Source organism: Streptomyces sp. NPDC055078 (assembly GCF_053607985.1).
Genome location: NZ_JBSGUP010000246.1, coordinates 1 through 11,102, shown reverse-complemented (window position 1 = coordinate 11,102; position 11,102 = coordinate 1). Strand labels below are relative to the sequence as shown.

The 11,102-nt window shown below is 72.6% G+C and carries 8 protein-coding genes; 6 read left to right on the top strand and 2 right to left on the bottom strand.

Going from position 1 to position 11,102, the window contains the following annotated elements; all coding sequences use genetic code 11:
• Positions 1-210 precede the first annotated feature (210 nt).
• Both ACWF94_RS20920 and ACWF94_RS20915 read right to left on the bottom strand, forming a co-directional pair.
• Entirely contained in the window at positions 211-1,020 is an 810-nt protein-coding gene (locus tag ACWF94_RS20920) for a DUF3097 domain-containing protein (protein WP_453490294.1), read from the bottom strand.
• A 205-nt stretch (positions 1,021-1,225) separates the two neighbouring features.
• Positions 1,226-1,948: an MBL fold metallo-hydrolase gene (locus tag ACWF94_RS20915; protein ID WP_453490291.1), complete on the bottom strand. Its 723-nt coding sequence runs from the start codon at positions 1,946-1,948 to the stop codon at positions 1,226-1,228.
• Between the two features lie 164 nt (positions 1,949-2,112).
• Between ACWF94_RS20915 and hrcA the strand changes: the two genes are divergently transcribed.
• From hrcA to ACWF94_RS20885, 6 genes are all read left to right on the top strand, one after another.
• Complete coding sequence (gene hrcA, locus ACWF94_RS20910) at positions 2,113-3,138, top strand: heat-inducible transcriptional repressor HrcA (protein ID WP_453490297.1); 1,026 nt, start codon at positions 2,113-2,115, stop codon at positions 3,136-3,138.
• A complete protein-coding gene (gene dnaJ / locus ACWF94_RS20905; protein ID WP_453490288.1) occupies positions 3,139-4,272 on the top strand; it encodes a molecular chaperone DnaJ in 1,134 nt (377 codons plus the stop codon).
• 286 nt (positions 4,273-4,558) lie between these two features.
• A complete protein-coding gene (locus ACWF94_RS20900) occupies positions 4,559-5,632 on the top strand; it encodes a nitronate monooxygenase (protein WP_453490285.1) in 1,074 nt (357 codons plus the stop codon).
• Positions 5,629-6,381 (top strand): 16S rRNA (uracil(1498)-N(3))-methyltransferase, encoded by a 753-nt coding sequence (locus ACWF94_RS20895; RefSeq protein ID WP_453490282.1) that lies wholly within the window; start codon positions 5,629-5,631, stop codon positions 6,379-6,381. Before ACWF94_RS20900 ends, ACWF94_RS20895 begins: the two co-directional genes overlap by 4 nt.
• A 452-nt stretch (positions 6,382-6,833) precedes the next feature.
• The gene (locus ACWF94_RS20890) at positions 6,834-7,352 is read left to right on the top strand and encodes a hypothetical protein (RefSeq protein WP_453490279.1); all 519 of its coding nucleotides are present in this window, start codon (positions 6,834-6,836) and stop codon (positions 7,350-7,352) included.
• A gap of 168 nt (positions 7,353-7,520) precedes the next feature.
• The gene (locus ACWF94_RS20885) at positions 7,521-10,871 is read left to right on the top strand and encodes a S41 family peptidase (protein WP_453490276.1); all 3,351 of its coding nucleotides are present in this window, start codon (positions 7,521-7,523) and stop codon (positions 10,869-10,871) included.
• Positions 10,872-11,102: the final 231 nt, after the last annotated feature.

Here is an 11,102-nt window from a genome sequence, read left to right as displayed (position 1 = left end):
GTGCGGGACCTGGTCGACTGATCGCCGGGGCTCCGCCCCGGGCCTCCCCCTACGCCCTTGCGGGCGTGGAGGTGCCCCCACCTACGCCCTGCGGCGTGGGGGCCCCAGCGCCTAAGTGCCGGCGGGGCTCGTTGTGTGCGGGCTCGTGTCGGGCCCCGCCCCGGGCCCCAAGCCCCGCGCCTCAACCGCGGAATCCAGCCGTCCGGCGAGCTACTCCGGCGGCGCCGTCACAAAATCGATCAGCTCCTCCACGCGCCCCAGCAGCTCCGGCTCCAGGTCCTTGTAGGAGGCCACGCGGGACAGGATGTGCTGCCACGCCTGGCCCGTGTTCTCCACCCGCCAGCCCAGGGCACGGCATACGCCCGTCTTCCAGTCCTGGCCCCTGGGCACGCTCGGCCACGCGGGGATGCCCAGCGAGGACGGTTTCACCGCTTCCCAGACGTCGATGTAGGGGTGACCGGCGACCAGGACGTGCGGGTCGGTGACCGAGGCCGCGATACGGGACTCCTTGGAGCCGGGCACCAGATGGTCCACCAGGACTCCGAGGCGGGCGTCCGGGCCGGGGGAGAACTCCGCGACGATGGCGGGGAGGTCGTCGATGCCCTCCAGATACTCCACCACCACCCCCTCGATGCGCAGGTCGTCGCCCCAGACCCGCTCGACCAGTTCGGCGTCGTGGCGGCCCTCGACGTAGATACGGCCCGCCCGCGCCACCCGCGCCCGCGCGCCGGGGACCGCGACGGACCCCGATGCCGTACGCGCGGGCGCGGTCCGGCCGCCCGACGGGCGGACCAGGGTGACCACCTCGCCCTCCAGCAGAAACCCCTGAGGGGCGAGCGGAAAGACCCGGTGCTTGCCGAAGCGGTCCTCCAGGGTCACCGTTCCGGCCTCGCAGCGGATCACCGCGCCGCAGAACCCCGTGGTGACCTCCTCCACGACCAGTTCGGGGTCGGCGGCCACCTCGGGGGCCGGGGCGGACTTCTTCCAGGGCGGGGTCAGATCGGGGCTGTAACTGCGCATGCGCACATTCTGCAAGGGAACGCGCCCGTCGGCGCCGCCGCCACCGCGACACACCGGCCCGAACCCGGTCCCCACGACCTGCCCGCGACCTCCCCGCGACGCGACGCACCCTCAGGGCTCACGGCACCGACGGCACGCACAAGCACGTACAAGCACCGCACGTACAAGCACTACAAGCACGCACAGGCACTGCACAGCAGCGCACCTACGACACCCCGTACCGCTCCGCCAGGGCGTCCCGCTGTGCCCGGACGAACGCCGCGTCCACCACCGCCCCGTGCCCCGGTACGTACGCCGCGTCCTCGCCGCCCAGTGACAGCAGCCGGTCCAGCGCCGCGGGCCAGCGGGACGGGATCGCGTCCGGACCGGCCTGAGGCTCGCCCGACTCCTCGACCAGATCGCCGCAGAACACCACCTCCGGGTCGCCCGCCACCAGGACCGCCAGATCGTGGCCCGTGTGCCCGGGACCGGCGTTCACCAGCAGCACCTGCCGGCCGCCCAGGTCGAGAGTGCGCTCGCCGGAGACCGTGTGCCCGGGTGCCACCAGCAGTTCGGCGGCCTCAGCGGCCCGGTCGGGGGCCACCCCGTGCCGTACGGCATCGGCCCGCAGTTCGTCCCGCGACCGCAGCAGCAGCGCGTCGACGCCGACCGCGCCGTACACCTCCGCCCCCGCGAACGCGGCCGTCCCCAGCACATGGTCGAAGTGCGGATGGCTCAGCGCGATGTGCGTCACCCGGCGACCGCCCAGCAGGGCCTGCGCCTGGGTGCGCAGCTCGGCGCCCTCGCGGAGGGTGGCACCCGTGTCGAAGAGGAGGACGCCCCGCGTCCCGGCGATCAGCCCACAGGTCGCGTCCCAGCCGGGCAGCCGCCTCCGTCCCACCCCCTCGGCCAGCCGCTCCCAGCCGAAGTCTTCCCAACCGACGTCCATACCGCGAACCTACTGGCAACGACCAGCGCAGTCGCGCGGTACCGTGTTCGGTCGCCCTTGCTAGGGGTGTACCCCACGGCCGTACACTGGCACGGGGAAATCCTGGCACTCGCACAGGAGGAGTGCCAGGCAGTCACCAAGGAATCACAGCTGGAGGTGTGCGCGTGCTCAGCGAACGCAGACTTGAGGTGTTGCGCGCCATCGTCCAGGACTATGTCGGCACCGAGGAACCGGTCGGCTCCAAGGCGCTCACCGAGCGTCACCGGCTCGGGGTGTCCCCGGCCACCGTGCGCAATGACATGGCGGTGCTGGAGGAGGAGGGGTTCATCGCCCAGCCCCACACCAGCGCCGGACGCATCCCCACCGACAAGGGATACCGGCTCTTCGTCGACAGGCTCGCCGGGGTCAAGCCCCTGTCGTCCGCCGAGCGCCGCGCCATCCAGAGCTTCCTGGACGGCGCCGTCGACCTGGACGATGTCGTCGGGCGTACGGTACGGCTGCTCGCGCAGCTCACCCGGCAGGTCGCCGTCGTCCAGTACCCCTCGCTCACCCGGTCCACGGTCCGCCATGTGGAGTTGCTCTCTCTGGCGCCCGCCCGGCTGATGCTCGTCCTGATCACGGACACCGGACGGGTCGAGCAGCGCATGATCGACTGTCCCGCGCCGATCGGCGAGACCGCGATCGCGGATCTGCGGGCCCGGCTCAACAGCCGGGTCGTGGGCCGCCGGTTCGCGGATGTGCCACAGCTGGTGCAGGACCTCCCCGACTCCTTCGAGCCGGAGGACCGGGGGGCCGTCACCACCGTGCTCTCCACCCTGCTGGAGACGCTGGTCGAGGAGACCGAGGAGCGGCTGGTGATCGGCGGTACCGCCAATCTCACCCGCTTCGGACACGATTTCCCGCTGACGATCAGGCCGGTGCTTGAGGCGCTCGAAGAGCATGTGGTGCTTCTCAAGCTGCTCGGCGAGGCCAAGGAATCAGGCGGAATGGGCATGACCGTACGGATCGGTCACGAGAACGCCCATGAGGGACTCAACGCAACGTCCGTCGTGGCTGTCGGCTACGGTTCGGGCGACGAGGCAGTAGCCAAACTCGGCGTGGTCGGACCGACCCGCATGGACTACCCCGGAACGATGGGAGCGGTACGCGCAGTGGCACGTTACGTCGGACAGATCCTGGCGGAGTCGTAAGTGGCCACGGACTACTACGCCGTACTCGGCGTGCGCCGCGACGCATCGCAGGACGAGATCAAGAAGGCATTCCGGCGGCTCGCGCGAGAGCTGCATCCGGATGTCAATCCCGATCCCAAGACGCAGGAGCGGTTCAAGGAGATCAACGCCGCCTACGAGGTGCTCTCCGACCCGCAGAAGAAACAGGTCTACGACCTCGGCGGAGACCCCCTGTCCCAGGCGGGCGGCGGTGCGGGCGGCTTCGGAGCCGGTGGCTTCGGGAACTTCTCGGACATCATGGACGCGTTCTTCGGTACGGCGTCCCAGCGCGGGCCGAGGTCGCGTACGCGGCGCGGTCAGGACGCGATGATCCGCCTGGAGATCGAGCTGAACGAGGCGGCCTTCGGCACCACGAAGGACATCCAGGTCGACACCGCCGTGGTGTGCACGACCTGTTCCGGCGAGGGTGCCGCGCCCGGTACGTCCGCGCAGACCTGTGACATGTGCCGGGGCCGCGGCGAGGTCTCGCAGGTGACCCGGTCCTTCCTGGGCCAGGTCATGACCTCCCGCCCCTGCCCGCAGTGCCAGGGCTTCGGGACCGTCGTGCCGACGCCCTGCCCGGAGTGCGCGGGCGACGGACGGGTCCGCTCCCGCCGGACGCTGACCGTGAAGATCCCCGCCGGTGTCGACAACGGCACCCGTATCCAGCTCGCGGGCGAGGGCGAGGTCGGCCCGGGCGGCGGTCCGGCCGGTGATCTCTATGTGGAGATCCATGAGGTCGCCCACCCGGTCTTCCAGCGGCGCGGCGACGATCTGCACTGCACGGTGACGATTCCGATGACGGCGGCGGCGCTCGGTACGAAGGTGCCGCTGGAGACCCTCGACGGCATGGAGGAGGTCGACATCCGGCCGGGCACCCAGTCAGGGCAGTCGATTCCGCTGCACACCAGGGGCATCACGCATCTGCGCGGCGGCGGGCGCGGCGATCTGATCGTGCACGTCGAGGTGATGACGCCGACCAAGATGGACCCGGAGCAGGAGAGGGTGGTGCGGGAGCTGGCGAAGCTGCGGGGCGAGGAGCGCCCGCTGGGCCAGTTCCAGCCCGGACAGCAGGGCCTCTTCTCCCGGCTGAAGGACGCGTTCAACGGTCGTTAGCCCGCATACGTACGGCCCCGGCAGGCCCCCGCGCACCTCAAGGCGGGGATCGGCCGGGGCCGTACGCATGGGGGTGGGGCGGTGGTGTGCACACCGGTCCGGCGGCGCTGCGTACACGGCGGCCCCGACAGTGCGCTCGGACGCCTCGGGCCGTACCCCCAGGGGTCCCGCGCGGATGCCTCCGGCCGTACCCCCGGAGATCCCGCGCGGACGCCTCCCGCCGTACCCCCCAGGGGCACGACGGCCTCGATTCGGTGGGCCGGGAACGGCATGACACGATGCACGCATGTCCTCCGCACTGACCGATCTCTGCCGATATCCGATCGTGCAGGCCCCCATGGCGGGCGGCGTTTCGGGCCCGCAGCTGGCCGCCGCTGTGTCCGAGGCCGGGGGCCTCGGATTCCTCGCCGCAGGGTACAAAACCGCGGACGGGATGTACCAGGAGATCAAACAGATCCGCGGGCTCACGGGACGGCCCTTCGGGGTCAATCTCTTCATGCCACAGCCCAAGACCGCCGACCCCGCGGCCATCGAGGTCTACCGGCACCAGCTCGCGGGTGAGGCGACCTGGTACGAGACCCCGCTCGGCGACCCCGACGCCGGGTGGGACGACGGCTACGAGGCCAAACTCGCCATCCTGCGCGACGACCCCGTCCCCGTCGTCTCGTTCACCTTCGGCTGCCCCAGCCGCGAAGTGCTCGAATCCTTCACCCGGGCGGGCACCTTCACCGTCGTCACCGTCACCACCCCCGAAGAGGCGCAGACCGCGCAGCGGGCGGGCGCCGACGCCCTGTGCGTCCAGGGTGTCGAGGCCGGCGGACACCAGGGCACCCACCGCGACAACCCGGCGGCGGACGGCGCCGGGATCGGGCTGCTCACCCTGGTCGCGCTGGTCCACGAGACCGTACGGCTGCCGATCATCGCCTCGGGCGGTCTGATGCGCGGTGAGCAGATCGCCGCCGTGATCGCCGCCGGGGCGACCTGGGCGCAGCTCGGTACCGCGTTCCTCGTCTCCCCGGAGTCCGGCGCGCACCCCCTGCACAAGCAGGCGCTGACCAACCCGCTCTTCGTCCGTACGGAACTCACCCGCGCGTTCTCCGGGCGGCCCGCCCGGGGGCTCGTCAACCGTTTCATGCGCGAGCACGGGCCGTACGCCCCCGCCGCCTACCCCCAGGTGCACTATCTGACCAGCGGTCTGCGCAAGGCCGCCGCGAAGGCGGGCGACGCCCAGGGGATGTCGCTGTGGGCCGGGCAGGGGCACCGGATGGCGCGTGAGCTGCCCGCCGGGCAACTCGTCGAACTGCTGGCCGACGAAGTCGAGTCCGTGCGGTCGGAGCTGGCCAAGCAGGGGGCCTCATGACCGCGCCCGTGTTCGTCGTGGACTCGCTGGACGGCGTCGGGCCCGGCTCGGAGTTCACCCTCGACGGCCCTGAGGGGCGGCACGCCGTCTCCGTACGGCGGCTGGCGCCCGGCGAGGAGATCGTGCTGACGGACGGTCATGGCCGGGGCGCCGCCGGAGTCGTCGTACGCACCGAGGGCAAGGACCGGCTGATCGTGGAGCCGGCCGGTTTCCCGGTGGAGCCGGAGCCCAGCCCCCGTATCACCGTCGTCCAGGCGCTTCCCAAGGGCGATCGCGGCGAACTCGCCGTCGAGACCATGACGGAGACCGGCGTCGACGCGATCGTGCCGTGGGCCGCCGCGCGCTGCATCACGCAGTGGAAGGGCGAACGGGGCGCCAAGTCCCTCGCCAAGTGGCGGGCCACCGCGCGTGAGGCGGGCAAGCAGTCCCGCAGACTCCGCTTCCCCGAGGTCGCGGACACCGCGACGACCAAGCAGGTCGCGGCGCTCCTCGCGACCGCCGACTTCGCCGCCGTCCTGCACGAGGAGGGCGCGACACCGCTGGCCACCGCCGAACTCCCGGCCCACGGCACCATCGTGCTGGTCGTGGGACCCGAGGGCGGCGTCTCCCCCGGGGAACTGGCCCTGTTCGCCGAGTCGGGCGCGGCCCCCTACCGCCTCGGCCGCACGGTCCTGCGCACCTCCACCGCCGGCACGGCCGCCCTCGCCCTCCTCCTCACCCGCACCGGCCGCTGGGCCGAGGACCTCTGAGCCCCCGCCGCCTTTCGGCGCGAGTCGGGCAACTCCAGCCCGTCTGGGGGCACCACCCAGGCAAAGCCCTGGGGGAGTTTGAGGACACGCCCGGAGGGCGTGCCGTCCCACGGGCCGAGCGCTGTGACGCGTGCGCGGCCAAACCCAGCCCGTCCTGGGGGTCCTCCCCCTGGCTGCGCCGGGGGCACCCCCACCCAGGCGGAGCCCTGGGGAGCTTGAGGACACGCGCCCCCGCCCGGGACCAGGGCGCACCCCCACCCGAGCACCCGCACGCACCGCGCACGCGCACACGTCACCCCCCGAACCCCCGTCCCAGCGACCGCCCATACCGCCCCGTCCGCTCCACGCAGCGCACCCTGGCGGGACTGGTTCGGCTCAATTCGGCGACCGTACGGGGTGTGTGTCCGCAACCGCTCTTTTCCTCGGCGCCGCGCGGTGTCACGCTGCCGTCCATGAACGGCACGACACACACCAGCCGCGGACGCGTCCTGTCCGCGATCGGCCTGGCGGGGGCGGCAGTTGTGGGGCTCACCGCCTGTGAGCCCACGGGCGGAGGGCTGAACGCCTCGGCCGTTTCGCTCACCACCGACCGTACGGCGACCGGCGCGCTGGAGCGGCTCGGCTTCGTGGTGAGCTGGTTCACCTGCACGGCGGTGCTCGGTGACGGGACGAGAGCACCGGCTTCGGCCGCGCCCGTCGCTCCGGCCTTCGCCACCGTCGACTGCGAGGGCGAGACGGGCGGCGGCGGAGAGATCACGCTCAAGGGCAAGGTGACGGAGGAGCGTTCGGGTTCCTGCGTACGGGGTGATCTGGTGGCCAGGGTCGAGGGCAAGGTCGTTTTCACGGCCACTTTCCTGGGCGACTGCGAGACCGGGTCAGGCAGGCCGTCCCGCTCGGGCCCGCCCGGCGGGGGCGCGCGCCCCACCGTCACGGTCACGGTCACCGAGACGGTGACGGCCGACCCGAAATGAGCACCGGGCCCGCCGGGGCCGTCCTCACCCGCGCCGTCCTCACCCGCGCCGGGCCCGCCCGCGCCTCCCCGGATGTCCCCCGCCGCGCCCCCACCCGCCGCCCGCCCGCTGGAGCGGTTGTCCGCCAAAGCAGTGACCGCACACCCCCGGCCTGCCTAGGGTGACCCTGTGACGCACCCTGCCTACCTACGGTATCCGCATATCCACGGCGAGTTGATCGCCTTCACCGCAGAGGACGACGTCTGGATCGCCCCGCTCGACGGCGGTCGCGCATGGCGTGTCAGCGCCGACGACGTTCCGGTCGACCACCCCCGGTTCTCGCCCGACGGCACGCATATCGCCTGGACCTCGCGCCGGGACGGCGCACCCGAGGTGCACTGCGCGTCCGTCGACGGCGGGCCCACGACCCGGCTCACCCACTGGGGCAGCCACAAGACCTCCGTACGCGGCTGGACCCCGGACGGCGAGATCCTGGCCATCACCTCCCACGGCCAGGCCAGCCTGCGGCGCACCTGGGCGCGGGCCGTGTCCCTCGACGGTGGGCCGGGGGCGGTCCTGCCGTACGGGCCGGTGGGCGATGTGGCGTACGAGGCGGGGCCGGGCGTTCTGCTGCTGTCGGCCACCATGGGCCGGGAGGCCGCCGCCTGGAAGCGCTACCGGGGCGGCACCGCCGGGAAGCTGTGGATCGACCGCGCGGGCGACGGCACCTTCGTACGCCTGCACGCCGGACTCGACGGGAACATCGAGTATCCGCTCTGGGCCGGTGGGAGTTCCTCCGGCGAGGCACAGGCCGGGACCGGGGCGGAGGCTGGAACCGGAACCGGAACCGGAACCGGAACCGGGGCAGAGGCAGCGGCCGGGGCGGAGGCCGGGGCCCGGGGAAGAATCGCCTTCCTCTCCGACCACGAGGGCGTCGGAGCCCTGTACTCCTCCCTGCCCGACGGCTCCGGACTGCGGCGGCACACCCCGGTGGAGGAGGGCGGCTTCTACGCCCGCCACGCCGCCACCGACGGCACCCGGGTCGTCTACGCCCGCGCCGGTGAGCTGTGGATCGTCGACGACCTCGACGGCGCCGAGGCCCGCCGCCTGGACATCAGGCTCGGTGGACAGCGCACCGATCTGCGGCCCCGCCCCGTCAACGCCGACTACCACTTCGGCTCCGCCGCGCCCGACCACACCGGGCGCGGCAGCGCCGTCGAGATCCGCGGCGGTATTCACTGGGTGACCCACCGCGAGGGGCCCGCGCGGGCCGTCGCCGCGACCCCGGGCGTACGGGCCAGGATGCCCCGGACCTTCCGCGCCGACGGGGCGGAACACGTCGTCTGGGTCACCGACGCGGAGGGCGAGGACGCGCTGGAGTTCGCCCCCGCGACCGGCGCGACGGCCGGTACGGCCCCGCGCAGGCTCGGGGCCGGGCAGCTCGGGCGGGTGCTCGGCCTGGCTGTCGCGCCGGACGGCGGACGGGTCGCCGTCGCCTCGCACGACGGACGGGTCCTGCTCGTCGAACGCGAGTCGGGAGAGGTGCGCGAGGTCGACCGGGGCGAGGACGGCGAGGCGACCGGGCTCGCCTTCTCGCCCGACTCCGGCTGGCTCGCCTGGTCGCACGCCGGGCCGACGCCGCTGCGCCAGCTCAAGCTGGCCAACACCGCCGATCTGTCCGTCACCGATGCGACCGAGCTGCGGTTCCGGGACTACCAGCCCGCGTTCACCCTCGACGGCAAGCATCTGGCGTTCCTCTCCGAGCGTGCCTTCGACCCGGTCTACGACGCCCATGTCTTCGACCTCGCCTTCGTCGGCGGCTGCCGGCCGCATCTGATCACCCTGGCGGCGACGACACCGTCACCGTTCGGACCGCAGCGCCACGGGCGGGCGTTCGAGCCGGACAAACCCGAAAAATCAGAGAGAGCTGACGGTGGCCGCGACGAGCCGGAGGAGGGCGAGAACGGGGTGCCCGTCACCCGTATCGACCTCGAAGGACTCGCCGACCGGATAGTGCCGTTCCCCGTCGAGGCCGCCCGCTACTCGAATCTGCGCGCGGCGAAGGACGGCGTGCTGTGGCTGTGCCATCCGCTGCACGGAGTGCTGGGCGCGACCCGGGCCACCCCCGACGACCCGGGGCCCAAGAGCACCCTGGAGCGGTACGACCTGGTCCAGCGGCAGGGTGAGGAACTGTCGTCGGACGCCTCGGGCTTCTCCGTCAGCGGGGACGGCAAGCGGGTGCTGCTCTACACCGACGGCACTCTTAAGGTCGTGCCCAGCGACCGTCGCGCCTCCCGCGACGAGGACAGCGACACCAACATCACCGTCGATCTCTCCCGGGTACGCCAGACGCTCGACCTGGCCGCCGAGTGGCGGCAGATGTACGACGAGGCCGGCCGGCTGATGCGCGACAACTTCTGGCGCGCGGACCTCGGTGGCATGGACTGGGACGCCGTACTGGACCGCTACCGCCCCCTGCTGTCCCGGCTCGCCACCCATGACGATCTGGTCGATCTGCTCTGGGAGGTACAGGGGGAGCTGGGGACCTCGCACGCGTATGTCACCCCCAGGGGCGGATACGGCAGCCGGGCCACCCGCCAGGGTCTGCTCGGCGCGGACATCTCCCGTACGGCGGAGGGCACCTGGCGCGTCGACCGGGTGCTGCCGTCCGAGACCTCCGACCCCCAGGCCCACTCCCCGCTCGCCGCGCCCGGCGTCGCGGTCCGCGCGGGCGACACGCTCCTCGCGGTGGACGGCAGGCCGGTCGACCCGGTCGCGGGCCCCTGGCCCCTGCTGGTCGGCGCGGCGGGCAAACCCGTCGAGCTGACCGTCTCCCCGGCGGGCGGCGGCGATCCCCGCCATGCGATCGTCGTCCCGCTCTCGGACGAGGAGCCGCTGCGGTACCACGCCTGGGTCGCGGACCGCAGGGCGTACGTCCACGAGCGGTCCGGCGGCCGGCTCGGCTATCTGCACGTCCCCGACATGCAGGCGCCGGGGTGGGCGCAGATCCACCGCGATCTGCGGATCGAGGTGGCGCGGGAAGGGCTGATCGTGGACGTCCGCGAGAACCGAGGCGGCCACACCTCCCAGCTCGTGATCGAGAAGCTCGCCCGCCGCATCGTCGGCTGGGACATCCCGCGTGGCATGCGCGCCTTCAGCTATCCCCAGGACGCCCCCCGGGGGCCGGTGGTCGCGGTCGCCAACGAGTTCTCCGGCTCGGACGGGGACATCGTCAACGCGGCCATCAAGGCGCTCGGGATCGGGCCCGTCGTGGGGACCCGGACCTGGGGCGGAGTGATCGGCATCGACAGCAGATACGCACTGGTGGACGGGACGCAGGTGACCCAGCCGAAGTACGCGTTCTGGCTGGAGGGGTACGAGTGGGGGGTGGAGAACCACGGTGTCGAGCCCGATGTCGAGGTCGTGACGACCCCTCAGGACTACGCCGCGGGCCGCGACCCCCAACTCGACGAGGCGGTCCGCATGGCGCTCACCTCCCTCACCGCCAACCCCGCGAAGTCCCCGCCGTCACTGCCGTAACCGCGACTGCCCCCGGCCCGGTGCCCCGACCACGGGCTCGTGCCCCAAAGCGCCCGCCAACCCCCGGGGGCCCCGGTCACGGGGGCGACACCGTCAGCCCGTCCGGCATTGAGGACGCGTTGCAGTAGTGCGCGTCAGCCCACTCGGGGCGCAGGCACTCGCCGGGGCTCCGCCCCGAACCTCCCCCTACGCCCGAGCGGGCGTGGAGGTACCCCCACCTACGCCCTAGCG

Excerpts from the sequence above, each read along its gene's own strand:
- ACWF94_RS20920 (WP_453490294.1), bottom strand. The coding sequence starts at position 1,020 with ATGCGCAGTTACAGCCCCGATCTGACCCCGCCCTGGAAGAAGTCCGCC.
- ACWF94_RS20915 (WP_453490291.1), bottom strand. The coding sequence starts at position 1,948 with ATGGACGTCGGTTGGGAAGACTTCGGCTGGGAGCGGCTGGCCGAGGGG.
- ACWF94_RS20900 (WP_453490285.1), top strand. The coding sequence starts at position 4,559 with ATGTCCTCCGCACTGACCGATCTCTGCCGATATCCGATCGTGCAGGCC.
- ACWF94_RS20895 (WP_453490282.1), top strand. The coding sequence starts at position 5,629 with ATGACCGCGCCCGTGTTCGTCGTGGACTCGCTGGACGGCGTCGGGCCC.
- ACWF94_RS20890 (WP_453490279.1), top strand. The coding sequence starts at position 6,834 with ATGAACGGCACGACACACACCAGCCGCGGACGCGTCCTGTCCGCGATC.